Here is a 24,060-nt window from a genome sequence, read left to right as displayed (position 1 = left end):
CAGCAGGTATCGATGCTTACATTTTCGCCTAAAGCGCTTGAGGGAAAGCTCGTTTGGCCCTAACGTGATGGCCGAGTTACGAGAGGAAAAAATATGTCGACAATCAGTCCTGAAACTGCGCTTATCTACACCCTTGTCACCGTTTCCGCGTCTGACGAGGAAATGACGGACACCGAGCTTAACCGCATGACCGGCATCGTTGGCTACCTGCCGGCGTTCCGCAATTACAACGTGGAAAAGCTGCGCTCTGACACCAGCAGCTGCATTGAGCTGCTGCAAAGTGAAGAAGGCCTTGACGCCGTGATGGGGCTTGTTGAGGAAGCTATCCCGGAAAGCCATAGCGACCTTGTGTACGCGCTGGCGTGTGAAGTGGCGGCGTCCGACGGCAGCCTGACGCAGGAGGAGCTGCGGCTTCTTGAGATGATCCGCCATGTGCTGGACATCGACCGGCTGACGGCGGCAGCGATTGAACGTGGCGCGGCCGCACGGCAAAAGACATTTGGCTGATCAGGCTTGAACGCCGGGTTGAAAAGGGTGCCATGCGGCGCCCTTTTTTGTTTTCAGGAATGCGGGTCTACAAGCGGCATGAGCTGATAGGGTTCAAGGTCGCTCCAGTCGCGGATATCGCGGAAGGCTGACGTGCGAAAGACCGTATCGCGCGCTTCGCTCTTGTCATCCTGCTCCAGCGGTTTCAAAAGCTCCGACAACCGGGTCTGCATGATCTTTTCCGCCGCATCCTCGGGGCTGAGCGACAACACGATCTTCAATTGCTTGAGGGCCTGCGCTCTTTCTTCGCGGTCGCCGCGCGCCAGAAAGCGTACATATTCGAACCGGATGCCGATGGACCGATCATCAAGGGCGATGGCCTGACGGAAATATTGCTCCGCATCTTTGCGGCTTCCCCCAAGCGCGATGCGGGCGAGAAAGCCAGCGTTACTGACCGCAGAATGCCAACCGCCGAGCGCAGCCATAATCAGTGGGTCGCCCGGGGTCTGTTCAAGCGCATGTTCAAGCTGTTCACGGGAAGCGTTGATGTAGGATGCTTTTTTCAGGCGTTTGCCTTCATAGCCCAACGCAAGGGCATAACTCACGCTGGCGACGACATTGTGTGGGTCAAGCTTGAGGGCAGCTTCACAATCCGCAAGGGCGCGGTGAAGCGACAGCACAGACTGTTCACCATCTTGTTTGAAACCACCGATAACAAGCCCGCTGCGGCAGGCCAGGGCCAATCCGTCCACGGTGTTGCTGGCTGCGGCAACGTCCCGAGCCTTTGAAAAAGCGCCATTGACAAAATCAGGCCACCCCGGCGTCTCGGCAGGTTGCCAGCTGGTTAGTATGAGCATCAAGAAGGCGGCGGTTTTCATAAGCTCCTGAATAACATGTTCAAGATGAACGGCAGCCTAACGGATATTTGTCAGGCACGCCAGAAGCCCGGTGAAAAAAGCACCAGAACAGAAAACAGTTCAAGTCGGCCGATCAGCATGCCAAAGGACATCAGCCATTTTGCAACGTCGGTCAGGCCGCCGAAGTTACCGGCGGGGCCCACCTTGTCACCAAGCCCGGGGCCAACATTGGCGAGCGCCGTGCCTGCGCTTGACAGCGACGTGATCCAGTCTTCCCCGGTGAGGGCAATGGCAAACGACAGGCTCAGGAAGATGCACAGGAAAATGGTCATGAAGCTCATGACCGACGCACGCACGTCATCGGGTATCGGGCGACCGTTATAGCGGGCGATAAAAACACCGTTTGGCTGTACCATGCGTTCGATCCAGCTGCGCATGGACTTGAGCAAAACCTGAAAACGGAAAATCTTGATCCCACAACTGGTCGAGCCGGCACAGCCGCCAATGAACATGACGACAAAAAACAAGGTTACGGAAAACGCGCCCCACTGGCCGTAATCCGTGGAAGCGTAGCCTGTGCCTGTCAGCACTGAAATGATGTTGAAGCTGCCGTACCGGAAGCCTTCTTCAAGGGTAAAATTCTTGAAGATCATCAGCCACAAGGTGACACTGATACACAGGGTAAGCACAAGCAGCAGGAAGCCACGGGTTTGTTCGTCGCGCCACAGGGCAATAGGTCGGCCGCGCAGGACCTGCAGGAACAGGATAAACGGCATTGAACCGAGAATCATAAAGATCAGGCAAACCGTATCTGTACCCAGATGGTCATATTTGCCAAAGGAGCTGTCCGAATTTGAGAAACCTCCGGTGGAAATGGTCGTCATGGCATTCACGAGCGCATCAAACGACTCCATCCCCGTCAGCATATAGAAGAACATGCAAAGCGCAGTGAAGGCGACGTAGACACCTGAGATAAGGCCAGAAATCTGTGCGGCACGCGGCAGGATTTTCTCAACTGTTTCAAAGCTTTCAACCTTGAAAACCTGCATGCCGCCCACTTGTAGCATGGGCAGAACCGCAACCGCCATCACCACGATCCCGATCCCGCCAAACCATTGCAGCAGCCCGCGCCACAGAAGAATGCCGGGCGGTGCATAATCAAGCCCGGTAATGACCGTGGAGCCGGTGGTCGTCAGGCCGCTCATGGCCTCGAAATAACCGTCTGTGAAGCTGAGGTCGAGCTCCGAAAAAGAGATCGGCAGCGCCGCGAAGGCAGGCAGGACAGCCCACGCCAGGGTCGTCAGCAAAAACGCCTGCCTCAGATTCATGTTGTCTCCGCTGCCACGGGTCGACAGCATCAGCATGCCGCCAATCAGCGCGGTGAGGAACATGGCGATGGCGAAGGTCTGCCAGTCGGCATTACCGGCAATCAGGTCAACGATCATCGGTAAAATCATGCCCGCCGCCAACAAGACAATCAGCGAACCAAGGGTAAAGAGAACCGGCCTGAGATCGATCACCGACGGGTCCTCAGTTGATGTGCAGGGAAACGTGCGGGCTGTCGAGGGAGAAGGCGGGCACCTGGGCGTTGAACATCACACCGTCGTCACGCTGCATCTCGTAGGAGCCGCGCATAAACCCGCTCGGTGTCGAAAGCGGCGTGCCGCTTGTATAGATATAAGTGTCGCCGGGCCGGATGACCGGTTGCTCACCAATCACGCCAACGCCCTTGACTTCCTGCAGACCACCATTGGCATCGGTGATCATCCAGTGCCGGTTGAGCAGTTGCACAGGCTGCCCTGCTTCATTGGTGATGCGGATGCGGTAGGCCCAGACAAATTGCTGGGCCTCCGGCTTGCTTTGCTCGGCCAGATAATAGCTCTGCACAGCGATATGGATGCCCTCGGTCGTTTCCTCGAAGGTCAGAACCCCGTCAATCAGGTCGTCGTCAACCATATTGCTTTCACATGCCTCCCGGTGCTTGGTGTGCCAGCGCCCTACACCCCGGCTTTATCAAGCGCCTGCAGCACATCCTGAACGAGATCGCCGCCATCCTCAAGCCCTACTGAAAAACGAATAAGGCCGGGGGTGATGCCAAGCTCAAGTCGGCTCTCTTCCGAAAGTGCCTTGTGTGTGGTGCTCCAGGGGTGCGTGGCGATCGAGCGGCTGTCACCGAGGTTGTTGGAAATATCGGCAATCTGCAGCGAGTTCATGAACTTGAACGCCTGTTCGCGCCCGCCCGGCAGCTCAAACACCACCATGGTGCCCCCACGGTCCATCTGGCTGAGGGCAAGGGTCTGCTGTTCAAAGCGTGCAAGGGCGGGATGGCGAGTGTCTGTCACCCGTTCCGCGATGGCGGCCGCGACTTTTTCCGCGTTGTCGCACATGGCGTGCACACGGATGCTCAGGGTCTCAAGCCCTTTTAGCATAACCCACGCGGTAAACGGCGACATGGCGCAGCCGGTGTGGCGGTAATAGGGATAGAGATGTTCCTCGTCGAACTCTTTTGAACACAAGACGACCCCACCAAGGCAGCGGCCCTGACCGTCGATATGCTTTGTGGTTGAATAGGCCACAATATCGGCACCCATTTCCATCGGGCGCTGTAGCACCGGGGTCGCAAACACATTATCGACAACCAGAAGCGCGCCTGAATTGTGTGCCAGATCCGCGAGCGCCCGCAGGTCGACGATCTCAAGCGTCGGGTTTGCCGGTGTTTCGGTGAAGAACAGCTTTGTGTTTGGCTTGATCGCGGCTTTCCAGGCGTTCAGGTCCCGGCCATCAACCACTGTGGTCTCAATCCCGTAGCGCGGCAACAGCTCGTCCATCAGCCAGCGGCACGAGCCAAAAAGCGCGCGGGCGCCAACCACATGGTCGCCTGTCCGGAGGCTCGACAGCAGCGAGGCGGTCATTGCCGCCATGCCGGTGCCGGTGGCGCGGCCCACGTCGGCGCCTTCAAGCGTTGCCATGCGACTTTCAAACATTGCTACGGTCGGATTGGTCTGGCGGGAGTAGGTGAATCCTTCGGCGCGGCCGTCAAAGCGCGCCTCGGCTTCTTCTGCATTCTCATAAGCGAAAGCCGAGGTGAGGAACATGGCCTCGCCCATTTCTCCAAAATTCGAGCGCATTGAACCCGCGCGCACCATCTGGGTCTGGCGAGACCAGGTGGAAGTAAGGCTTTTATCTAGGCCTGCGCGCTGTTTCATCGCTTTGTCTCCTGCACAAATGTCTTTCGTAGCCCTTGGTTGGGGGCTTGCGGCGCCAAGGTGCGTTGGCGCGCGCCTGTCGTCAAGCTTTTCGGTGTGCTGCTGCGCTATCATTTCTTGCTTTTTCCTAAAGCTCTGGTAAATGCTTTGGTCCCACAAGGCACTGCGGGTGTAGCTCAATGGTAGAGCAGAAGCTTCCCAAGCTTAAGACGAGGGTTCGATTCCCTTCACCCGCTCCAGCTTTCTTCTCTTATGATATTGCCGCCGCTGCCTGATGTCGTTAAACCCTTTGGTCAAGGACCAAGAGCAAGGGAGACACAATCATGAGCGTTACTATCTGGCATAACCCGCGGTGCAGTAAATCGCGGCAAACGCTGGCGTTGCTTGAAGACAGCGGCATGGCGCCCGAAGTGCGACTCTATCTTGAGGACGCGCCCAGTAAAGATGAGATCAAACACACCCTTAAGCTTCTGAACCTTGAGCCGCGCGGCCTGATGCGTAAGGGTGAGGCGGAATACAAGGAGCAGGGCCTTGCCGACAAGGATGGTGAAGACCTTATCGCCGCGATGGCGGCAACACCCAAGCTGATCGAACGCCCGATTGTTTTTTCGGGCAGTAAGGCGCGCATCGGCCGCCCGCCGGAAAGCGTGCTTGATATTCTTTAAGCAGCGAGCCGCCGTTCAATACGGGGGTAATAGACTGCTTGTGCCAGCCCCCGCATAGCCAGAAACACTGCCATGGCGATCCATAACCCGGTGAGGCCATAGCGGTCTGTCAGCGGATCAAGAACCATGATGAAGCTGGCGGCGGCGACTGCCGCAGTGCCCAGCATGGCGCCGCCTGCGGTGGCGCCGATATAGATGCCGTCATAAAGGTAGCACCAGAAAGCGATAAGGGGCAGCAGCGCCAACACAGGCAGTGCACCGGCGGCCGCGGCCCGGACAGGCTCTATATTTGTCAGCGTGTGGATAAGCGCGGTGCCAAAAAAGCCAAACCCGGTGCTATAGACGACGGCGGCCAGCCCCGACCACAGGAGCCCATAGCGCACCCAGGCGCGGAATTCCAGCCGTGCACCCCTGCCGTATGCGGCCCCCGACAGGGCTTCCGCTGCATAGGCAAAGCCGTCAAGCCCGAGGGCGATCAGCATCAGGAAAGTATTGAGCACATGGCTTGCCGCCAGCGGTATCTGTCCAAGGGCGGCGGCTTGGCGTGTCATCAGCGCAAAGGCAAGGATCAACAGAAGCGTGCGGGCAAAAATGTAACCATTGACGCTGAGCAGCTTTTTCATTTTGCCCAAATCGTAGGTCATGGGACTGCTGAGTGCGGCCGCCAGTCTGACACCCCCAAGCGACCTGACGACAAAAAGAAGGCCGACCGCAACCGCAAGCCATTCGGCGATAAGGGACCCCAGCGCGACGCCGCGAACGTCAAGCGCAAGCCCGAGCACAAAAAAGAGGTTCAGGGCGGCATTGGCGATATTGAGCACAAGCTGCACATAAAGCGCGCGCGTCGCCTGTGCCGTGCCGATCAGATAGCCAGTGATGGCGTAGCTTAGCAGTGCGGCCGGCAACGCCCAGACGCGAATGGCAAAATAGTCGGAAAAAAGCCGAATGGTCGTGGGCGGTGGGTCAAGCGCCTCAAGTGTCAATACATGGATCGGACCCTGGAACATGACGAGTAAAGTGCCGATGGCAACGGCCGTCAGCAGGGCGCGCGTCAGAATGCGGGCAATCTGGTCGCTGTCGCCCCGGCCGTGGGCTTGTGCGATAAGTCCGGTCGTGCTCATGCGCAGGAAGCCGAAGGCCCAGTAAAGATAGCTGAAAATCATCGCGCCGATACTGACCGCCGCCAGATATCGGGCGCCCGGCAAGTGCCCGATAACCCAGGTGTCCACCAGCCCGACAAGCGGTGCCGAGCTGTTGGCGATGATGGCCGGGCCGGCAATGGCCCAGATGCGTTTGTGGGGGTGGTTAAGCGCGAGCGCTGCCGTCACGCGCCCCGCCCGATGCCGGTGTAGGTGAAGCCGTGTTTCGCCGGGTCCGCCTTGGCGTAGATATTGCGCAGGTCCACCAGAATACCGTCTTTCATCAGTTTGCGTGCCCGGTCGAAATCAAGCGCCCGGAACTGGTTCCATTCGGTCAGGATAACAAGGGCATCCGCATCTTCCATGGTGCTGTAGGGCTCTTCATGGAAGGTGACGTTCTTGAGAAGCTTCTCGGCTTCCTCGGTACCTTTGGGATCATAGGCGTGAATAACGGCGCCGGCGTCCTGAAGGGCCGGGATGATGTCAAGCGACGGGCTTTCGCGCATGTCGTCGGTGTTTGGCTTGAACGTCAGCCCAAGGACGGCAAGGCGTTTGCCGGTCACGTCGCCGCCGCACGCCTTGATAACCTTGGCCGCCATGGCACGCTTGCGTTCCTCGTTCACTTCAACGACGGAACGTACGATTTTGAGCGGTACGCCATACTGGTCCGCCGTTGAGACAAGGGCGCGGGTGTCTTTCGGGAAACAGCTGCCGCCGTAGCCCGGGCCTGCGTGCAGGAACTTGGAACCAATGCGGTTATCAAGTCCGATGCCTTTGGAGACTTCCTGTACGTCTGCCCCCGCGGCCTCGCACAGGTCTGCAATCTCGTTGATGAAGCTGATCTTGGTCGCGAGGAAGGCGTTGGCGGCATATTTGATGACTTCCGCTGTTTCGCGGTTGGTGAACACGATCGGCGTTTCGTTGAGGTATAGCGGGCGATACAGCTCGCGCAGTAGGTCATGGGCGCGGGTGCTGTCCACACCGCACACAACCCGGTCGGGGCGCATGAAATCTTCGATCGCGGCACCTTCCCGCAGAAATTCAGGGTTGGACGCAACGTCAAACTTTTCCGCAGGCAGCAGTTCGCTCAGCCGCGCCTTGATGCGGGCGCCGGTGCCAACCGGGACGGTAGACTTGGTGACCACGACGGCATAGTTGTCGATATATTCGGCGGCTTCCTCGACGGCGGCGAACACATACTGCAGGTCAGCGTGGCCGTCCCCGCGGCGGCTTGGTGTGCCAACGGCGATAAACACAGCCTCGGCGCCCTTCATGGCGTCCTTGAGGTTTGTGGTGAAGTGCAGGCGCCCCGCTTCCACGTTCCGCGCGACAAGGCTGTCAAGCCCGGGCTCATAGATGGGCATGATGTTGTTTTCAAGCGCCTTGATCTTGCCTGCGTCTTTGTCAACGCAAGTCACTTCATGACCAAATTCGGAAAAACAGGTGCCTGATACCAGACCCACATACCCCGTGCCGATAACTGCAATCTTCATGACTGAACCTTTAACCTTCAACTGATTTTTATGCCGTGGGCGAAATCAATAAAATACAATGTGGCAATGTCATACTGTATGATACCGCTTGCGCATAGGGCCTTATTATTTCGAATTTATGATACAGCGCAAGAATAGGCGAAGGGTGTACCCCGTCTGTTACGTACAAAGTGCAGGTTGACGACGAGAATGAAACAATAAAAAGAGTTTTGGTTTGGCGTTTGAAGGCGAAGAACCGACGGACGAGACCCTGGTTGCGAGGGTCGCGACAGGGGACCGCACCGCTTTTGCCTTTTTGGTGAAGCGGCATGGTCTGCGCTACCGCGCGCTTGCCTTCCGTTATCTGGATGATGTGGCGCGGGCGGAAGACCTTGCGCAGGAAGCGTTTGTCAAACTCTGGACCCACGCGGGCCGGTTTGATGCGGGCAAAGCGAAGTTCACCACCTGGTTTCACCGCATTGTGGTCAACCGCTGCCTTGACGACAAGCGCCGCAAAAAGGCCGACCCCCTGCCGGAAGGGTTTGACGAAGCCGACAACCGGCCGGGTGCCGAGGAAAAGTTGGCCCAGGAGGGTGGCAAGGCCCGGTTGAGGACAGCTCTTGCAGCGTTGTCGGACAGGCAAAAAATTGCAGTGACCCTCAGCTATTTCGACGGTTTGTCGAATATGGAGGCCGCTGCCGCAATGGACATGAACCTGAAAGCCTATGAATCGCTTCTGGTGCGGTCACGGGCAAAACTCAGAGAACAGTTGCAGGCTGAAAAACAGCAGCTCTTTGAAGCATTGGGATAGGAGGGCAAGAAGATGCCCATGAATGAACAGGAATATGATGAACTGAGGGCGCGCTTTGGCGCAGACCATGAGGCATGGCCCAAGGACAAACAGCAGAATGTGGCGCTTTTTCTGGCCAGCCGCGAAGGCGAAGCTTTTCTGGCCGCCGAAGCCGAACTTGACACCCTGCTGGCGGTTGACCATGCGGTACCGGGGGACGGTGATGCCTTCCTCTCCCGCCTGATGGATATTCCCGAAAGGCAGGCGCGTGCGGCGGCAGGTGGGGGAAAGGGCTTTTTCGCCCGGCTTTTTGGTGGTTGGTCGGCGCGGGCGGCGATTGCGTCGCAGGCGGCCGTTTATATTGTTGTGCTTGGCGTTGGTGTTGCGATGGGTATGCAGGGTGGTGGCAATGAGGTCGACACAGAGGGTGTGGACCTGAGCGCCCATCTTTTTGCCAGCAACGCGGACCTGTATCTGGAGGAAGAATAGATCATGGCTTTCAAGGTAAACTGGGTGCATGGCGTGCTGGCGGCCTCTCTGGCTGCTAATCTGTTCGCTGGCGGCTATCTTCTGGGTAAGGAAATCCGGCCTGACCGGCAGCACCGTGAACACCGGATGGGGGGCAAGGAGCTTTTTAACATGCGCCACCTTGCCGCGTATCTGCCGGAGGACAAGCGCGAAGACCTCAAGGCGCTGATGATTGGCCACCGCAAGGACCTGCGGGAGAGTTTCCGCGGCATTCGTGAAAGTGAAGAACAGGTGCGCAGCATCCTGCTTGCCGAAACTGTGGACAAAGCGGCGCTGCGCGCGGCGCTGGGCGAGCTGGAGAGCAAAACGCGCATGCTGCATGGGCCATTGAAGTCCATCCTTCTGGATATTGTAGCGGACCTCGATCTCGAGACCAGGCAAAAGCTTGCTGAAGATATGTACAAACGTCGGAAATGGCGCATGAAACGCGGCCCCCGTGGGCCTTTTGGTGACGGTGACGAACATATGCCTCCTCCTCCCGGTGGGTTTGACGACGAGGGACTCGAAGGCACGCCGGGTGAGGGGCCGGACGGGCGCTTCTAAAATCGTGCTTTAAAAGCCCAGTAGGCAGCATGCGCGTTTTCGTGCTAAAATACGAGGCATGACCAGCGCTGTGATACTGCCGTCCATTGGGCCGCCACCGCCTGATATCAGGCGCCCCGATGTGCCAGACAACCTGAAACCCGACATCGCGGGTGCGGAAAAGGCTTCCGTGCGCGTGCCGTTTGTGCGGGTCGGTACCGGGCCGACAGAGCCACCGCTCGAGCAACCCCGGTCCTATCTTTCCGGCAACTCACAAAACCTTGGTGGGACCGCGGCGGTTAGTATCCAGGTCGATGAGGGGCGTATCCCGTCCGAAGCGCCCGAACTGCCGGAAACCCCTGCGCCTGTTGCCCTTGAAGGCGCGCTGAAGCTATCAAGCGACCTGTCTGAAGAAGACCGTTCCCGCGTGGCGGAACTGAAAGCCCGCGACCGCGAAGTCAGGGCCCATGAATCTGCCCATGCGGCGACGGGCCAGGGCTATGCTGGCAGTCCGCAATTTGACTTCATCCGCGGGCCGGACGGTGTCCAGTATGCGGTGGGCGGCCATGTCTCGATCGATACCCAGGCAGTGGCGGATAACCCCGAAGCCACCATTGAGAAGATGCAGATTGTGCGGGCGGCTGCGCTGGCGCCAGCGCGGCCATCTGGTCAGGACCGTGCGGTCGCGTCAAAGGCAGAAGCTGCCATTCGTCAAGCGGAGGGAGACCTGCGGGCCCGGCAACGCGACGAGGCCGAAGCCGCGCTTGAGGGGGAGGTGGGGCCGGGCAAAACAGCGGTGCGCACAGCGCCCGGGGGAGCGTCCGATGCGCCTGAGGCCCAGCCACAAGGCATCCTGCCACCAGTGGTAGCCCAAATTGAGAACACTGATACAGCCTCACTTCCGCGGTCGCTGACAGGCGGCGTCAACCTGATCGCCTAGTGTTGGTCAACCCCGACCGCATCGGCAACCGAGGCGAAGCCGTCCGCTTTTAAAAGTGCGGCAAGCTCGCGGTTGATTTTGCTCACAAGGCCAGGCCCGTCATAGACGAGCGCAGAATAGAGCTGCACCAGCGATGCACCGGCCCGGAACTTGGCATAAGCGTCTGCGCCTGAAGCAATTCCGCCAACACCAATGAGGGGCACTTGGCCGTCGGTTGCCTTGTAAACGGCGGAGAGAATTTCCGTTGACGGGCCCATAAGGGGCGCGCCTGACAGACCGCCTGCTTCGTCCTTGTCTCGGCTTTTCAGGCTTTCAGGGCGGGTAATGGTGGTGTTGCTGACAATCAGGCCGTCGATAGTGCTTGATCGGGCGACATCCGCAATATCGCGGATATCATCATCCAGCAGGTCCGGTGCGATCTTGATCAGGATTGGCACGTGGGCGGCCCCTGCAGCCATTTTTCCCTGCCGCGCATCCAGTACGCGACCAACAAGGTCTTCAAGCGCGGCTTTTGACTGCAAAGCCCGCAGGCCCGGCGTGTTGGGGCTGGATATATTGACGGTGAAATAATCGCTCAGCCCATAAAGCTGGTTGATGCCACTGACATAATCTGCCGTGCGGTCTTCACTGTCCTTGTTAGCACCAACGTTGGCGCCGAAGATACCTCGGGCGGCGGGCAGGGTGCGCAGGCGCCCTTCAAAATAATCAAGTCCCCGGTTGTTGAAGCCAAACCGGTTGATGACGGCGCGGTCCGCCGTCAGGCGAAAGAGGCGCGGTTTATCATTGCCAACCTGCGGCTTTGGCGTCACCGTGCCTGCTTCTGCAAAGCCAAAGCCCATTTTGTGGGCAGGCCGGATGACCTCCGCGTTTTTGTCGAACCCTGCGGCGAGACCAACGGGGTTGGGAAAATCGAGGCCAAAAACCTCGCACCGCAGCACCGGATCATGCTTTTCCGCACCAATTTTGCCGGTCAACCCCAGCCTGAGCGCCTTGATTGTCGCGTTATGCGCAGTTTCGGGGTCGAGCGCATGCACCAAGGGCCGCACAAGGGGGAAAAGGTCGATCATCAGTCTTTGTCTTTTGTCAGAAAAGAAAAGTCGAACGTGTCGTCGATGCGGCGGGACAAGGTCAGCCGTTCACGCGCCAGCGCAACGTCAAGCGGGGCATAAAGGTGTGGGAACAGGGCACCGCCGCGTGACTTTTCCCATTTGAGGGAGCCATCGGGGAAAACGTCCGGCTCAAAACCAAGCAGGTGGATTTTTTCCGTGTCGCCAAAGTATTTTTCAGCGGTTTCCGGCACCTGGCTGGCAGCAGAGAAATGCACATAGCCGTCAGCAACGTCGATGGGCGCACCCGGGAAGGCGTCGGTCTCGAGGGCGGCAGCCCACTCGTGCGGGCGTAAAATCTTGTAAATCAGCTTGCTCATGGCTTTTTCAATAAGCGGTCTTGCGCCTGCGTTCAAGCGCCATGTGGGCCTGCTTGCCGTGCCTTATAACTGTGCTAGTTTGTTTGTGAAGGAGAGGAGCGCGCATGAGCAAAAGCTATCGTTTGTTTCAGGAGTATCTCGATGAACACGCGGCGACGCTGCCCGACAAGGTGGCGATCGAATGTGGCAACTGCACCATTACATACAAGACACTGGCGGATCACAGCCATAAAGCCGCCGCGATGCTACAGCAGGCGGGTCTCTCGTCGGGGGACAGGGTTGTCTATCTCGGGCGCTCGTCAATAGCGTTTTTTGAGCTGCTTTATGCCTGCGCTCGTCTCGGGCTTTGTTTTGTCAGTCTCAACTGGCGGCTGACAACCCACGAGGTCGCAGATCAACTTGATGACAGCATGCCAGGCATTATCTTTGCCGACCGCACTTTTGTGGACGGCATCAACGCTGGCAGGCACGCTGGCGTGCCGCTCGTGCCACTGGATGAAGGGCGCGCGTATAACCAATGGCGAAGTGGCGCGAAAGGCGACGCCACATATGAAAGTGTGGACCCGGCAGCCCCCGCCATCATGATGTACACCTCCGGCACGACGGGCCGCGCCAAGGGTGTGGCAGTGTCGCAAAGCGCCATCCTCGCGTCGCGCAAGCCCGGGACCGCGCCGGGCGACTGGAACGTCTGGTCGGCTGATGAAGTTGAACTGGTGCCAACGCCGCTGTTCCATATCGCTGGCTGCGGCTGGGCCTTGATCGGGCTTTATCACGGCCTTAAAATAGTTGTGCTGCGCGACTTTATCCCTGCGGATGTGATCAAAACTATTGAGGAAAAGCGCATCACCCGCGCGATCTTTGTGCCGGCGATGCTGGCTTTTCTACTGAAAGAGCCAGCTCTGGCCACCGCAAACCTCGGTTCGCTCAAGTATCTGTCTTACGGTGCATCGCCAATGCCCGCACCGCTTCTGAAAGCATCGCTTGCTGCGTTTCCAAACGCGGGGTTTGTGCAGCTTTATGGCATGACCGAAACCTGCGGATACGCCACATACCTGCCACCCGAAGACCATGCGCCTGACTATGAATATCGCCGCGCCAGCGTGGGCAGGGCATTCAAGGGTGTGGAGCTCAGCGTGCGGGACACGACCGGTAATGCCCTGCCGGTGGGGGAAATCGGAGAAGTGTGGATCAAGACACCGACTGTAATGAATGGCTATTGGCACAACAGTGCCGCGAGCAAAGAAGTGCTTGAAGGCGCCTGGTACAAAACTGGTGATGGCGGGTATCTCGACAAGGACGGTTACCTCTACCTCAAGGACCGCATCAAGGACATGATCATCACCGGCGGCGAAAATGTTTTCCCCAGCGAAATAGAAGCCGTGATTGCCGCGCACCCCGCCATAGCCGAAGCTTCGGTGTTTGGCGTGCCGCATGAGGTATGGGGCGAGCAGGTGCAACTGGCTGTGGTCCTCAAGCCGGGGCAGGACGTGACGCCTGACGCGCTGCTTGCCTACGCGGAAAAGGACCTGGCGGGTTATAAGGTTCCGCGCGCGGTGCATGTGATGAAAGCCCTGCCGCGCAACGCGTCGGGCAAGGTGCTCAAACGTGCGCTCAGGGAAGAGTTTGAGGCCGCTTAAGGACGGCCTTCACCCGCGTCAGAGGTTTCGTCCCCCGGCGTGTGCGGCAGTTCAGTGAAACTTTCGATGCGGCACGGCATGCCTGACCGGTTGACCACATCGTCAAACCGCGCGCAAAGCTGTCCATTGACTGGCTGATACGAGATATAGCCATGATAATGCAGTTGCGGACAGGTTTTGCGCAGCCGCGCCATTACATCCTTGTCCCTCAATTCGAAGCGGATCAGGTCGTCGGAGACGGTGTGATAGGAAATGATATTTTCTGCATCAATGCATTGTGTCCCGGCTTCCCCCGGCAGTGGGCGGCGCGCGGGCGCGCTTTCATCCTGCTGTGCATGTGCGGGCAAGGCGCTCAGAAGCAGCATGGTGGCAAAAAAGGTAAAAGCACGGACGTGCATTTTCTTGGTCCCCGGCGAGGTCGTCGTCTATGATTGATAACGGCAGAATGGCGGGCTTTATCTTAACTGTCCATGAATGAATTGTGTCCCAGGCACTTGTTTTGGACGCAATTCATGACGATATCAGGCATAATATCAAGGCCTTAAGGCTCGGGGTTAACAGAGGACAGGAAACGGTATCATGGCGCAGGAAATATGGCTTTGGCTCAAGGAAAAGTTTATGGCGTTTTTCGCCATGATCGGCCGGGGCCTGAGAGCACTGTGGCGCTATTTTACCGGCTGGCTTGTTACCATTTCAGGCAGCACCTGGCGCAAGGTTGCGGTCGCACTTCCCCTTGTGTTTGTTCTTTATATCCTGATCGGCATGCCCATTGTGCACCGGGTGGACGATACCCTGAACCTACCGACAACAACACCCGCGGGTGGCTCCCGCGTGGTAGCGGATATCGGCTATCTGGTGAAGCGGGAAACCGTTGATCATGGCTGGACAGCGAATGATCCCTTTTTCCAGCCCGGCTGGTGGCTTGACAACACCCCAAATTACCAGAAGGGCATGATGGGCGCGCTGTCGCGCTTTACCTTTGAGCTGCGGGACCAGATTGGCCGCACGCGCGGGTCAAGCGCGGTTGACAAGGATCTGGAGCAGGCAGCAGGCAACCTCGCCAAGGAACCGGACCGCTGGGTCATTGATTTCTCCAATTCGATTCTGCCGACCACGCCGTCGGACAGCTATTTCCGTCAGGCGGTCAAGCAACTTGAAGCCTATAACGCGCGGCTTGCCGCCGGTAACGCGGTGTTTGAGCGCCGCTCGGATAATCTGCAGGCCACCCTTGACCGTATCGCGCTTGACCTCGGGGCATCGTCTGCCGCACTGGAAACCTATATCGGTGAAAACGCGGGCGGTGTACTGCCTGATTTTGGCGCCGACGACCTGTTCTATCAGGTCAAGGGTCAGGTTTATGCCTATACGGTGATCCTGGAGGCGCTCCGGGCTGATTTTACCAAGGTGGTTGAAGACCGCGAGCTGACCCCGCTTTATAATGAACTTCTAAAAAGCTTGCGTGCTGCGGCGACCCTCGACCCTGTTGTGGTAACCAATGGTGCAATCGACGGTGTGTTTGCCAACCATTTGTCCATGCAGGGTTTTTACCTTTTGCGGGCGCGGACCCAGCTGCGTGAGGTGTCCAACATCCTGCTCAAATAAGCTTGTCAGAGCCGGGCTGTGCTGTCAGTCTATGACGCACCAAGGGGAAGATCATCGTGACTGAAACAGTGACCGAAGAAATTCACGGGCCGATACGTCCGGTTGCCAAGCGGTGGCGCAAGCTGCTGGTCGTGGTGGATGGGTCACCGGAATCGAAGGTGGCAATCCGTTTTGCCGCCGCGCGGGCGGCACACATCACTGGTGGCGGCCTGATTCTGTTCCACTGTATTCGTCCGGGCGAGTTTCAGCACTGGATGGCCGTTGCGGACCGCATGCGCGAGGAAGCCCGCGACGAGGCGGAAGAACTTCTGCGCGACATGGCCGAACGCCTGCATGCCTATTGCGGCGTGGTGCCAGAGACCCAGATCCTTGAAGGCGAACCGAATGAGGAAATCCGCAAGTTTATCGAGGAGCGCAAGGATATATTCGGGCTTGTGCTTGGCGTCGGCTCCGAAGGCGGGCCTGGCCCACTCGTGGACTATTTCACCCATGATCTTGCCAGCAATCTGCCGTGCCCGCTGTTCCTCATTCCGGGGAACATGACGTACGAGCAAATTGACGCGATGGCCTAAGGCTTTTTGTCGCCCAGCTCGAACGCCACCAGATCCTCCAGCGCACTATCGAATGTGGGGTAGCGGAACGTAAAGCCAAGCTCATGTTTCACCCGGCTGTTTTTCACCCGTTTGCTTTCCTGATAAAAGCTGCGCGCCATCGGGCTCAGGTCCGCTTTTTCAATCGGGATCAGCGGCGGTACAGGCGCCCCCAGGCGAAGCGCGGCTTTTTCGATAATATCCTGCGGCGGGGCAGGCATGTCGTCAGCGAGGTTGAAGATTTGGCTTGCTTTGCCTGAGGTCATGGCGCGCCAAACGGCATCCTCGATATCCTGCACATGGATACGGCTGAAAAGCTGGCCCTGCTTGAAAATGCGGCGCGCGCGGCCATCAAGCACTGTGCGCACAGCGTTTCGGCCAGGTCCGTAAATACCGGCGAGGCGAAAGATATGCAGTGGCACCCGCATCATGCCGGCGATATCCTGCCAGTCTTCTTCGGCACTTAAACGCCGGATACCACGGTTCAGGTTGGGGGCGGGCGGGGTATCCTCATCCACCCAGTCGCCGCCACGGTCACCGTATATATTGGTGGATGACAGGTATCCCAGCCACTCGAGGTCTTCAAGTTGGTCGGCGCAACTTTTAATCAACGGCAATATCGGGTCACCTTTAGGACCCGGCGCCACCGATGTGAGTAAGTGGCTGGCGCTGGATAACGCTGTTTTCAAACCAGGGTCTTCAAGCGCGAAGGGGATGAAGCCATGGACTTCGAGGGCAGCGGCTTTTGCGGCGTCGCGGTAACTTGCGCTCACACGCCAGCCTTCGCGGATGGCGCGCCTGCCGATAAAACCGGCTGTGTACCCGGGCCCAAAGATGAACAGGTGTTTTTTATTCGCTGTCGTCACGTCTTCTGCCTTGAATTTGCCACGGCTTTTGCGCACCTTGCGCAGATGATTATCAGGCCAACAATACTTGTTTCAGCGGCGCTTGCCACTGTACTTGCATCACATCTTGCTGTTCGTGCTGACGAAGGCGGGGAAGAACGTTACCGTACGTGCGTGAGCATGATTGACCGTTCGCCCGACAAGGCGATCAACCTTGCGCTTGAATGGCAGGCTGGCGGCGGCGGTGTGCCCGCCCGTCATTGCGAGGCGCTGGCGCTTTCGCACATGAAGGAATACGCCGAAGCGGCCGTACGCCTTATGCGGATAGCCGACGACATGCGGGTGGGCAAAGGCATGCCGGTGCGCGGCGACCAACGTATGGTGGCGAACGCCAGCCTGTTGGCGGACATGTATGGCCAGGCCGCCAATGCGTGGCTATTGGCGGATGAGATCGTCAGGGCCGAGGACGCAATCGAACTTGGCCTTGCCGTGGTGCCGGCAGGCACCCCCCAGCAGAATGAACTGTTGGTCGACCGTGCCCGCATTGCTGCGGCAGATGATGATTTTGAATATGCGTTGCAAGACCTTGAGGCTGTGCTGCAAGCTGATGAAAACCGCACAGACATTCTGGTGCTTGTGGCAGCAGCCGCGCGCGGCGTGGGTCAACTTGACCGCGCGGAGGAAGCCTTGATGCGGTATCGCAAGGCTTACCCCGATGACACCGCAGGGCTTCTGGAACTTGGCAACCTGCGGCACGCTCAGGGCCGGACGGATGATGCGCGAAAAGCCTGGCTGGCGCTTTTGCGTTCAGCACCGGAGGGCCGCAACGCTGAGGCTGCCCGCGCCAATCTCGAAAAGCTTGACTTTCAGGTAAAACAAAGCGGTGAGGCAGAAAACTAAAAGCGGATCACCGCTTCATACAGGTCAGGCAGGTTGTTTTCAAACAGCACGGCGTCGCCTTTGCGCCAGTGACCTTTGACCCATGCTTCCGCATCTGCCTGCCTGCCATACATCATCACGGTAACGGAGCCATCGTTGGCTTTATTGAGTGCCTCGACAAAGCTTGGGATACGGTCGGGTGTGACCACCAGCACGATATCGCAGTGTTGGGCTGCAAGCGCCCCAAGAGCCTTGTGTTCCTCATTGTGTTTATCGCCCAGCTCCACCATGCCGGGGGTAACAAGGATGCGGCGGCCGCCTTCTTCCACCAGTACATCCAGGCATTCCAGCGCCGCCTTGAAGCCCACGGGGTTTGAGTTGTAGGCGTCATTTATGATGGTCGGCCCCGAAGACGACCGGGTGACCTCAAGCCGGTGCCGAATTTGCGGCACGGACGCCAGGGCCCCCTTGATGGCGGCCCAAGGCAGGCCAAGAGCGCGGGCGCTGGCGGCGGCAAGCGCCACATTGCCCGCCTGATGGCTGCCATAAAGCGGTGCCCTGAGGATATGGTCCTCCGCACCGTCCCTGACCGTTACTTCGACGCCCAAGGGAGTCATGGCCCAGTTTGTGATCACCACGTCACCCTCATGGCCGACAATGCGGTAATCGCCGGGCACATTTGCCAAGCGTTCTGCCAGCAAATCGGGCGCGATGCCGTCCCGGTTGACAACAACCTGGCCACCCTTTTTGAACACGGCTTCCGCCAGTTCAAATTTCGCCCTTGCCACTGTCTCAAGCGTTTTGAAACGCTCATAGTGTGCGGCGCCAATGGCAGTGATCAGTCCAACATCCGGCGGTGTCAGACGGCATAACCGCGCGATCGAGCCGGGGCCATAGGCGCCCATTTCAACGATGAAAAACTGGTGTTTGCCCTCCAGCTGTTCACGGATAACGCGGGTGATGCCCATGTCGGTGTTGACGCTGCCCGGCGTTGCCAGTGTCGGCGCGGCCGCCCCCAGAATGTGGCTGAGGATATGTTTGGTAGAGGTTTTGCCGAAGGACCCGGTGATGGCGATAACCTTGGGCTGCAGGCGGCTGAACTTCTCAATCGCTTCGGCGCGGAAGCCTGCTTTTACGCGCTCCTCGGCGGGTTCCAGCAGCTTGTTCGCCAGCACCAGCAGCAAAGGTGGTAGTTGCAGGAGCGGCAGAAAGAGGATCGAGGCCAGGACCACCTGCCAGTTGTAGGGCAAGCTGGCAAAGCCGATACCGTCCATATCCACGGCGACAGCATAGTGCGTGCCCCTGGGGGCCAGAACAGCAATCAGCAGGATAACAAGGTAAAGCGCTACGGCAAAACCCAGATAAACCGTCAGAATGCGTTTGACACGCGCTGTCATCACCAGCGGCTTTTTCGACGAGTTGCGCGCGGTGGCTGACACCAGCGCGCCGTGTACAAAAGCCGCCACCATCAGTGGCCAGACCAGAAAAGCGGCGGCGCTTGCCGTCGCCCCCAGCTCACCTACCAGGGTGCTTTGCGAGATCAAGCCGACAAGCACGGCGGCCAGCATCCAAAGGCTTGCCTTGCGGTCAAAGGCCTTGTTGTCCCCGAACCAGGCCAGGAAACGCACGTCGTCATATTCTTCCTGCTGGAAGATCATCATTAGCGTTTTGCCGCGCGCGAGCATGAACCACAGCACCAACGGTGCAAACAGGAAGGCGGGCCACAATGGAAGCAAGGCCTCAATCATCTTTCAGGTCTTCCATGAAGGCGCGGATCAGCGCTTCGCACTGGTAGGCCCCGCGGCCGAGGATATCCCAGTGGTCAAAACCACGGACTTCGACAAAACGCGCAATGGGAATCAGACTTTCAAAGCGGCGGCCGATCTCAGGCGGGGCTTCGGTATCATCTGAGCCGTAAATAAGCAGTGCCGGGCAGCGTACGATCTTGGCGGGCTGGCTCAGGTCCTCGTTCACTACGCGGACAAATGTCGGCCTGAGTGGCCCCGCATTTTTATAATCAGTACTGCCGAAACGCTCGACATAGGCGGCGCGCATATGGGTTCCAAACAAGTGATCACTAAGTCGTGCCAGACGACCAATGTTTCTTAAGCTATAAGCCCGCAGCTTGAAGCGCAGGGAACGCCTGCGTTGCAGGCCCGCGCCCCCAATCAGGATGATTGCCTTGACCAGTGACGGATGCCGCGCGGCCATCTGCACGGCGACACGCCCGCCAAAGCTGTGCCCGATCAGGATGTGCGGTGCGCCGGGTATGCCTTCAAGTTCGGCGGCGAGATCATCGGCATAGTCTTCGGTGCCTGCACCGTCAGCCAGTTTGGGGGTGCGCCCAAAACCGGGCTGGTCATACAGGGTGCTTTTATGCGTGGTCTTGAAAAGGCTGGCGAGGCGCTTGAGCGAAGCATGTTCCATGCCCCAGCCGTGCAGCCATATCAGCGATTGCCCGTCTGTGCCCTCCGTGAAATTGAACCAGCAGCTGTTTGTCATGATGATATCACCTTCAGGCACGCATCAGCTCCGCGTGAAGATGGTGGCACCGCCGGTGGCGGTATCGGTTTCACCAAGCCGGTCGTTCGACAAGCGGAAGCCTTCCTCGACAATTTCACCCGCGAGAGCGAGGAAACTGAGCGGTTCTGCGGCGGCCTCCCAGAGGAAATAGGCAAAGGAGCCGGGGATGGTGTTCACTTCATTGAGCCAAAGCTCGCCGCCTTGCTCATTACAAAGATAGTCCACCCGCACGCTACCGCCAAGGCCAAGCGCATCAAAGATGCCTGCCGCGCTGTCGCGGATAAAAGCTTCCTGCCCAGTCGTGAGCTCTTCAGGGTTCAATACCCGGTTAAGCGACGCCATGCCTTCGCTGGGGCCGGTGTCGAGCTTGGGAGCGCCCGGCGCTCCGCCCGCCAGATATTTGTTTTTGAAGTCCAGCAGTTCAGCGTCGCGCAGTGGGCGTTCGATGGCCGAGGTAATGATTTCGCCGTCGGCCGTGCGCCGCACCGCGATGTTATACTCCACCAGGTTGGCGACAAAGGGCTCGACGATGACCTCGCTGTCCATGCGGAAGGCGGTCATCAGCGCGGCGATAAGGCCGTCGATATCGTTGGCTTTGCCGACACCAACGCTGGAACCCAGATTGCAGGGTTTGACAATGAAGGGGTAGTCAATTTCACTGAAGGTGTCATGCAATTGTTCCTTCAGTGTGTCGGGGTCAAGAAACTCGCCTTTTTTCGGCCGGGTCAGCAGCAGTTCAGGCAAAACCTTGATACCTGCCTGTGCGGCAACCTTTTTGGCGAAGACCTTGTTCATGGTCGCGGACGCGCCAAGCGTCCGGCAGCCGGCATAGGGGATGCCGGCAAAATCAAGCAGGCCCTGAAGCGTGCCGTCCTCCCCGTTGGAGCCGTGGATTGCAGGCACCATGAGGTCAAACGGGATCGTTGTGCGTTTTTCACCCATCAGGCCCTTGGCGAAGGCAACAAGCTGCGGCCGCCCCGTGGCAGGGGTGGCGAGGTCAAGCATCACCTGCGTGAGATCCTTGGGGGCGTCTTCAAGCGGATAGCGACTTCGGCGGGTCAGCGGCGCGCCGGTCCACCATTGGCCCAGGGGGTCCACATAAATGGGCAAACCCTCATAACGGCCGGGGTCAAGTGCTTCGAGAAACTGGAGTCCGCTCAGCACGCTGACATCATGCTCAACACTTCTTCCACCAAAAATGACGGCAATGACCTTCTTTTGGGTCACGGGCGCTCCCTTCACCTGAATGTTTATGGCTCTACTTCATCATGTAGCCAATTCGGGCGCGGACGGCAAAGGCAAATGCGCCCGCCGGGCCACTTTAAAGGGCTAAGCATGGCAGCTTAAGGGCGAGGCGCAGGTTTTTTAACCATAGACCACCCCTGCAGGGGCAGGCTCGCGTCTCGCCATCAAGCGTTTGTCATTTGACCCTGTGGCCGGGCTCCCTAGACTAGCGTGGGTTTGGGGATGACACTTTAAACTTTAACGGAGCATGAACCATGAAAGCCAAAGCCTTATTTATGGCGGGCCTGATGCTTTCCACAGCCGCGTCCGCGCAGGATTGGGACAAAGTGGAGCTGAAAACGGAAGCGCTGGCGGGCAACATACATGTGATCTATGGCGCTGGTGGCAATATTGGCGTCTCTGCGGGGGACGACGGTGTTTTTATCGTCGATGACCAGTATGCGCCACTGACTGAGCGGGTCAAGGCCGCTGTCGCTGGTATTTCTGCGGCACCGATACGCTATGTCATCAACACGCATTTTCACTTTGACCACACCGGCGGCAACGAAGGCATGGGCAGCAGCGGGACCGTCATTGTGGCGCATGACAATGTGCGCCAACGCCTCAGGGCTGGTGCCTTCATCAAGGCTTTTGGCAAGAAGATGGAACCACAGCGCGGCGCGGCCTTGCCTGTCGTAACCTTCAACGACCAGATGTCGCTGCATCTGAACGGTGAAAACACCCGCATCATCCATGTGCCCAATGCGCACACGGATGGCGACAGTATCATCCATTTCCGCAACTCGAACGTTGTGCATATGGGGGACACTTTTTTTAACGACCGCTTCCCGTTCATTGATGTACCCAATGGTGGCAGTATCAGCGGTATGATCCGCGCTGCCGAGCTCGCGCTTTCGGCGGCCGATGAAGAGACGGTGATCATCCCCGGCCACGGCATGGTGACAGACAAGGCCGGGCTTGAAGCTTACCGCACGATGCTTCTGCAATCGCGTGACCGGGTGAAAAAGCTGAAGGAAGAAGGCAAAACGCTAGAGGAAATCCAGACGGCCAAGCCGCTCGCGGACATGGATGCCAAGTGGCAGACCGATAACCCCGCCTGGGCGGATATGTTTGTCGGGTTTATTTTCGACAGCCTTTAGGCGCCGGGAAACCCGCGCGGGAACCGCTCTGGCGCGGGTATGGGGCTACTGGCAGAGCCTCAATAAAGGTCAATTTTCTGTACACTACCGCCTTGCGGGAGGGTGAAAGCGGCATCGGTGAAGGCGGGTGGGCCAAAGCTGCCGCGTGCATCGCGTGACATGCCCACAGGCTCCTGCGGGACGCCCATATAGTTGCTCTCAAGCTTGCCGTCGCCATTAACATCGTGGAATACGGAGACCGCATAAGTCCCTGCCTCCAGCCCCGCGAAGGTATGGCTGACACCCTCGGTGGCCGCCTGCAGTTTCATGCCTGCCGTCATGCCGCCTGGGCGCAGGAAGTTCTCGGGCGTGTCATAAACCGCGATCAGTATATTGCCTTTGGCCTCGCGGATATTGCCAATTTTCACGGTCAGGTCAGCGGCACCCGCTGGCACGGCCCCCAGCATGATGCCAGCAAGGCTCAGCGCCATCAGGCTTTTTGTCAGTGTTCTCATTTCTATTCTCCTGTGGTGTCCCGGGCGCGGTATGTGCCCGCCATTTGGTGTTGCGTGTCGTCAGGTATTTAACTTTGGCCCAGCATGCTTGCGATGCCTTCAACATAGGCCCGGAAGGCTTTGCTGCCTTCGTCTGTTATCTCAACCATGGTTTGCGGCTTGCGGCCGACAAAACCCTTTTCTGTTTTCACATAGGCGTGGTCCTCAAGCTTTTTGAGGTGGGTACTAAGATTGCCGTCAGACACCTTCAGCACTTTCTTGAGTTCGGTAAACTCTGCCGCGCGGGCGGACGCGAGGTAAGACATGATCGCCAGCCGCACCCGGGAATGGATCACATCGTTGATCGTCCGATAGTCGAAATCCGACATGGTCTATTCCCCGCTGCTGTGAAGCCGTCTCACAATAAAGCCGGGCAGGGTCAGCAGCAGGGCACTTGCCGCTGCCATCACCAGAAGCATCTCGCCGTCATAGACCTTGAGCGAGGTGGCGTATGCCAGCACGGCCCACCACCCCAGCGCAACAAACCTGAGCCAGCTTATGCCGGTCACCGTTGCGGTGATCCAGTAAGCCCCACCCATCAGGCCAGCGGATAAAATGGTAATAATCTTGGGGTCGAAGGTATCCGTGATGACGGACATGCCAAAGTAGGCAAGCGTGGTGATGCCTACAACCGACCAGCTGGCGGAATGAGCCACCACAGCCGGGTTCGATGTGCGGGTTACCGGGGGGCAGCGCCGCGCGAGGTAATATTCAACCAGCCAGCCGATCGCTGCCATCGGCACCCATATCTCTACCAGCATTTCCGGCAGGTAGCCGTAAACACTGAGATACTGCACATAAAATGCGATGGTCAGTAAAATGCCCCACAGGATGAAGTGGACCCCGCTGACAGCCACACGGTTGCGGCCCGCTTCCATCATCTGGCGGATCATCGCCAGGTCTTCCGCCGGGTTGCCAAGGGCATCATTGTCCATATCACTCGCCATCATTCGATCCTTTGGTGCTTCATGCAAAGTACTTTGAAATACAAAGTATGTATTTTTTGCGACAAGTCAAGAGGGATATCGTGTGGAAT

The 24,060-nt window shown here is 58.3% G+C and carries 27 protein-coding genes and 1 tRNA gene; 12 read left to right on the top strand and 16 right to left on the bottom strand.

The genetic code is table 11. From position 1 onward, the window contains the following. Positions 1-93 precede the first annotated feature (93 nt). Positions 94-507 (top strand): tellurite resistance TerB family protein, encoded by a 414-nt coding sequence (locus OEU85_RS15275; RefSeq protein WP_262692376.1) that lies wholly within the window; start codon positions 94-96, stop codon positions 505-507. A gap of 53 nt (positions 508-560) precedes the next feature. Here OEU85_RS15275 and OEU85_RS15270 read toward each other — a convergent pair whose 3' ends face one another. Genes OEU85_RS15270 through metZ form a run of 4 tightly spaced genes read right to left on the bottom strand, consistent with a single transcriptional unit; the run spans position 561 to position 4,549 of the window. After that, complete coding sequence (locus OEU85_RS15270) at positions 561-1,364, bottom strand: tetratricopeptide repeat protein (protein WP_262692375.1); 804 nt, start codon at positions 1,362-1,364, stop codon at positions 561-563. Positions 1,365-1,414: 50 nt separating this feature from the next. Then, complete coding sequence (locus tag OEU85_RS15265) at positions 1,415-2,863, bottom strand: TrkH family potassium uptake protein (protein ID WP_262692374.1); 1,449 nt, start codon at positions 2,861-2,863, stop codon at positions 1,415-1,417. Positions 2,864-2,873: 10 nt separating this feature from the next. Further along, positions 2,874-3,299 carry a Co2+/Mg2+ efflux protein ApaG gene (gene apaG, locus OEU85_RS15260; protein WP_262692373.1) on the bottom strand — a complete coding sequence of 142 codons (426 nt, stop codon included), beginning with the start codon at positions 3,297-3,299 and terminating at the stop codon, positions 2,874-2,876. 41 nt (positions 3,300-3,340) lie between these two features. Continuing rightward, on the bottom strand, positions 3,341-4,549 hold the full coding sequence (gene metZ / locus OEU85_RS15255) for an O-succinylhomoserine sulfhydrylase (RefSeq protein ID WP_262692372.1): 1,209 nt from the start codon (positions 4,547-4,549) through the stop codon (positions 3,341-3,343). Between the two features lie 165 nt (positions 4,550-4,714). Here metZ and OEU85_RS15250 point away from each other — a divergent pair. Together OEU85_RS15250 and arsC are read left to right on the top strand one after the other, a co-directional pair. After that, positions 4,715-4,788 (top strand) — tRNA-Gly (locus OEU85_RS15250). Positions 4,789-4,872: 84 nt separating this feature from the next. Beyond that, entirely contained in the window at positions 4,873-5,214 is a 342-nt protein-coding gene (gene arsC, locus OEU85_RS15245; RefSeq protein WP_262692371.1) for an arsenate reductase (glutaredoxin), read from the top strand. On the opposite strand, the gene OEU85_RS15240 is transcribed toward arsC, so the two are convergent. After that, positions 5,211-6,542: an MATE family efflux transporter gene (locus tag OEU85_RS15240; RefSeq protein WP_262692370.1), complete on the bottom strand. Its 1,332-nt coding sequence runs from the start codon at positions 6,540-6,542 to the stop codon at positions 5,211-5,213. The genes arsC and OEU85_RS15240 overlap by 4 nt on opposite strands. After that, positions 6,539-7,846, bottom strand: a complete 1,308-nt coding sequence (locus OEU85_RS15235; RefSeq protein ID WP_262692369.1) for a UDP-glucose dehydrogenase family protein — start codon at positions 7,844-7,846, stop codon at positions 6,539-6,541. Before OEU85_RS15235 ends, OEU85_RS15240 begins: the two co-directional genes overlap by 4 nt. A 214-nt stretch (positions 7,847-8,060) precedes the next feature. Between OEU85_RS15235 and OEU85_RS15230 the strand changes: the two genes are divergently transcribed. The 4 genes from OEU85_RS15230 to OEU85_RS15215 are packed head-to-tail and all read left to right on the top strand — an operon-like array spanning position 8,061 to position 10,605. Then, positions 8,061-8,636 carry a sigma-70 family RNA polymerase sigma factor gene (locus OEU85_RS15230; RefSeq protein WP_262692368.1) on the top strand — a complete coding sequence of 192 codons (576 nt, stop codon included), beginning with the start codon at positions 8,061-8,063 and terminating at the stop codon, positions 8,634-8,636. Between the two features lie 18 nt (positions 8,637-8,654). Continuing rightward, positions 8,655-9,104, top strand: a complete 450-nt coding sequence (locus tag OEU85_RS15225) for a hypothetical protein (protein ID WP_262692367.1) — start codon at positions 8,655-8,657, stop codon at positions 9,102-9,104. A 3-nt stretch (positions 9,105-9,107) separates the two neighbouring features. Continuing rightward, positions 9,108-9,686 (top strand): periplasmic heavy metal sensor, encoded by a 579-nt coding sequence (locus OEU85_RS15220; RefSeq protein WP_262692366.1) that lies wholly within the window; start codon positions 9,108-9,110, stop codon positions 9,684-9,686. A 58-nt stretch (positions 9,687-9,744) separates the two neighbouring features. Then, a complete protein-coding gene (locus OEU85_RS15215; protein WP_262692365.1) occupies positions 9,745-10,605 on the top strand; it encodes a putative metalloprotease CJM1_0395 family protein in 861 nt (286 codons plus the stop codon). Here OEU85_RS15215 and OEU85_RS15210 read toward each other — a convergent pair. Beyond that, positions 10,602-11,672: a quinone-dependent dihydroorotate dehydrogenase gene (locus tag OEU85_RS15210; RefSeq protein WP_262692363.1), complete on the bottom strand. Its 1,071-nt coding sequence runs from the start codon at positions 11,670-11,672 to the stop codon at positions 10,602-10,604. The two genes, OEU85_RS15215 and OEU85_RS15210, sit on opposite strands and share 4 nt — an antisense overlap. Next, positions 11,672-12,031: a DUF952 domain-containing protein gene (locus tag OEU85_RS15205; protein ID WP_262692362.1), complete on the bottom strand. Its 360-nt coding sequence runs from the start codon at positions 12,029-12,031 to the stop codon at positions 11,672-11,674. Before OEU85_RS15205 ends, OEU85_RS15210 begins: the two co-directional genes overlap by 1 nt. 104 nt (positions 12,032-12,135) lie before the next feature. Between OEU85_RS15205 and OEU85_RS15200 the strand changes: the two genes are divergently transcribed. Then, positions 12,136-13,668, top strand: a complete 1,533-nt coding sequence (locus OEU85_RS15200) for an AMP-binding protein (protein ID WP_262692361.1) — start codon at positions 12,136-12,138, stop codon at positions 13,666-13,668. Here the strand turns inward: OEU85_RS15200 and OEU85_RS15195 are convergent. Then, positions 13,665-14,066: a DUF6491 family protein gene (locus OEU85_RS15195; protein ID WP_262692360.1), complete on the bottom strand. Its 402-nt coding sequence runs from the start codon at positions 14,064-14,066 to the stop codon at positions 13,665-13,667. The genes OEU85_RS15200 and OEU85_RS15195 overlap by 4 nt on opposite strands. A gap of 181 nt (positions 14,067-14,247) precedes the next feature. Here OEU85_RS15195 and OEU85_RS15190 point away from each other — a divergent pair, with 181 nt between their 5' ends. Both OEU85_RS15190 and OEU85_RS15185 read left to right on the top strand, forming a co-directional pair. Continuing rightward, positions 14,248-15,270: a DUF2333 family protein gene (locus tag OEU85_RS15190; RefSeq protein ID WP_262692359.1), complete on the top strand. Its 1,023-nt coding sequence runs from the start codon at positions 14,248-14,250 to the stop codon at positions 15,268-15,270. Positions 15,271-15,326: 56 nt separating this feature from the next. Then, on the top strand, positions 15,327-15,842 hold the full coding sequence (locus OEU85_RS15185; protein ID WP_262692358.1) for a universal stress protein: 516 nt from the start codon (positions 15,327-15,329) through the stop codon (positions 15,840-15,842). Here the strand turns inward: OEU85_RS15185 and OEU85_RS15180 are convergent. After that, positions 15,839-16,726, bottom strand: coding sequence for an SDR family NAD(P)-dependent oxidoreductase (locus OEU85_RS15180; RefSeq protein ID WP_262692357.1), 888 nt, complete (start codon positions 16,724-16,726; stop codon positions 15,839-15,841). The genes OEU85_RS15185 and OEU85_RS15180 overlap by 4 nt on opposite strands. On the opposite strand from OEU85_RS15180, the gene OEU85_RS15175 reads away from it, so the two are divergent. Continuing rightward, positions 16,703-17,605, top strand: a complete 903-nt coding sequence (locus OEU85_RS15175; RefSeq protein ID WP_262692356.1) for a hypothetical protein — start codon at positions 16,703-16,705, stop codon at positions 17,603-17,605. The two genes, OEU85_RS15180 and OEU85_RS15175, sit on opposite strands and share 24 nt — an antisense overlap. Here the strand turns inward: OEU85_RS15175 and OEU85_RS15170 are convergent. From OEU85_RS15170 to OEU85_RS15160, 3 genes are read right to left on the bottom strand one after another with little or no spacing between them, the layout of a single operon-like run. Further along, positions 17,602-19,332 carry a Mur ligase family protein gene (locus tag OEU85_RS15170; protein WP_262692355.1) on the bottom strand — a complete coding sequence of 577 codons (1,731 nt, stop codon included), beginning with the start codon at positions 19,330-19,332 and terminating at the stop codon, positions 17,602-17,604. The genes OEU85_RS15175 and OEU85_RS15170 overlap by 4 nt on opposite strands. Beyond that, entirely contained in the window at positions 19,325-20,107 is a 783-nt protein-coding gene (locus OEU85_RS15165) for an alpha/beta fold hydrolase (protein WP_262692354.1), read from the bottom strand. The genes OEU85_RS15170 and OEU85_RS15165 overlap by 8 nt, the downstream gene beginning before the upstream one ends. A 3-nt stretch (positions 20,108-20,110) precedes the next feature. Then, positions 20,111-21,334, bottom strand: a complete 1,224-nt coding sequence (locus OEU85_RS15160; RefSeq protein ID WP_262692353.1) for a D-alanine--D-alanine ligase — start codon at positions 21,332-21,334, stop codon at positions 20,111-20,113. A gap of 272 nt (positions 21,335-21,606) precedes the next feature. Here OEU85_RS15160 and OEU85_RS15155 point away from each other — a divergent pair, with 272 nt between their 5' ends. Continuing rightward, positions 21,607-22,491 (top strand): MBL fold metallo-hydrolase, encoded by an 885-nt coding sequence (locus tag OEU85_RS15155; protein ID WP_262692352.1) that lies wholly within the window; start codon positions 21,607-21,609, stop codon positions 22,489-22,491. A 59-nt stretch (positions 22,492-22,550) separates the two neighbouring features. On the opposite strand, the gene OEU85_RS15150 is transcribed toward OEU85_RS15155, so the two are convergent. From OEU85_RS15150 to OEU85_RS15140, 3 genes are all read right to left on the bottom strand, one after another. Beyond that, the gene (locus OEU85_RS15150; protein WP_262692351.1) at positions 22,551-22,985 is read right to left on the bottom strand and encodes a DUF2141 domain-containing protein; all 435 of its coding nucleotides are present in this window, start codon (positions 22,983-22,985) and stop codon (positions 22,551-22,553) included. A 68-nt stretch (positions 22,986-23,053) separates the two neighbouring features. Then, complete coding sequence (locus OEU85_RS15145; RefSeq protein ID WP_262692350.1) at positions 23,054-23,353, bottom strand: winged helix-turn-helix domain-containing protein; 300 nt, start codon at positions 23,351-23,353, stop codon at positions 23,054-23,056. A gap of 3 nt (positions 23,354-23,356) precedes the next feature. Continuing rightward, on the bottom strand, positions 23,357-23,974 hold the full coding sequence (locus tag OEU85_RS15140; protein WP_262692349.1) for a hypothetical protein: 618 nt from the start codon (positions 23,972-23,974) through the stop codon (positions 23,357-23,359). Between the last annotated feature and the right edge of the window lie 86 nt (positions 23,975-24,060).

The sequence above is a fragment of the Kordiimonas aestuarii genome (genome assembly GCF_025574465.1).
Taxonomy (GTDB): domain Bacteria; phylum Pseudomonadota; class Alphaproteobacteria; order Sphingomonadales; family Kordiimonadaceae; genus Kordiimonas; species Kordiimonas aestuarii.
The sequence above is the reverse complement of the archived record's forward strand: the minus strand, read 5'-3'. Positions and strand labels throughout refer to the sequence as shown.

Excerpts from the sequence above, each read along its gene's own strand:
- OEU85_RS15275 (WP_262692376.1), top strand. The coding sequence starts at position 94 with ATGTCGACAATCAGTCCTGAAACTGCGCTTATCTACACCCTTGTCACC.
- OEU85_RS15270 (WP_262692375.1), bottom strand. The coding sequence starts at position 1,364 with ATGAAAACCGCCGCCTTCTTGATGCTCATACTAACCAGCTGGCAACCT.
- apaG (WP_262692373.1), bottom strand. The coding sequence starts at position 3,299 with ATGGTTGACGACGACCTGATTGACGGGGTTCTGACCTTCGAGGAAACG.
- metZ (WP_262692372.1), bottom strand. The coding sequence starts at position 4,549 with ATGAAACAGCGCGCAGGCCTAGATAAAAGCCTTACTTCCACCTGGTCT.
- arsC (WP_262692371.1), top strand. The coding sequence starts at position 4,873 with ATGAGCGTTACTATCTGGCATAACCCGCGGTGCAGTAAATCGCGGCAA.
- OEU85_RS15235 (WP_262692369.1), bottom strand. The coding sequence starts at position 7,846 with ATGAAGATTGCAGTTATCGGCACGGGGTATGTGGGTCTGGTATCAGGC.
- OEU85_RS15225 (WP_262692367.1), top strand. The coding sequence starts at position 8,655 with ATGAATGAACAGGAATATGATGAACTGAGGGCGCGCTTTGGCGCAGAC.
- OEU85_RS15220 (WP_262692366.1), top strand. The coding sequence starts at position 9,108 with ATGGCTTTCAAGGTAAACTGGGTGCATGGCGTGCTGGCGGCCTCTCTG.
- OEU85_RS15215 (WP_262692365.1), top strand. The coding sequence starts at position 9,745 with ATGACCAGCGCTGTGATACTGCCGTCCATTGGGCCGCCACCGCCTGAT.
- OEU85_RS15210 (WP_262692363.1), bottom strand. The coding sequence starts at position 11,672 with ATGATCGACCTTTTCCCCCTTGTGCGGCCCTTGGTGCATGCGCTCGAC.
- OEU85_RS15205 (WP_262692362.1), bottom strand. The coding sequence starts at position 12,031 with ATGAGCAAGCTGATTTACAAGATTTTACGCCCGCACGAGTGGGCTGCC.
- OEU85_RS15200 (WP_262692361.1), top strand. The coding sequence starts at position 12,136 with ATGAGCAAAAGCTATCGTTTGTTTCAGGAGTATCTCGATGAACACGCG.
- OEU85_RS15195 (WP_262692360.1), bottom strand. The coding sequence starts at position 14,066 with ATGCACGTCCGTGCTTTTACCTTTTTTGCCACCATGCTGCTTCTGAGC.
- OEU85_RS15190 (WP_262692359.1), top strand. The coding sequence starts at position 14,248 with ATGGCGCAGGAAATATGGCTTTGGCTCAAGGAAAAGTTTATGGCGTTT.
- OEU85_RS15170 (WP_262692355.1), bottom strand. The coding sequence starts at position 19,332 with ATGATTGAGGCCTTGCTTCCATTGTGGCCCGCCTTCCTGTTTGCACCG.
- OEU85_RS15155 (WP_262692352.1), top strand. The coding sequence starts at position 21,607 with ATGAAAGCCAAAGCCTTATTTATGGCGGGCCTGATGCTTTCCACAGCC.
- OEU85_RS15150 (WP_262692351.1), bottom strand. The coding sequence starts at position 22,985 with ATGAGAACACTGACAAAAAGCCTGATGGCGCTGAGCCTTGCTGGCATC.
- OEU85_RS15145 (WP_262692350.1), bottom strand. The coding sequence starts at position 23,353 with ATGTCGGATTTCGACTATCGGACGATCAACGATGTGATCCATTCCCGG.
- OEU85_RS15140 (WP_262692349.1), bottom strand. The coding sequence starts at position 23,974 with ATGATGGCGAGTGATATGGACAATGATGCCCTTGGCAACCCGGCGGAA.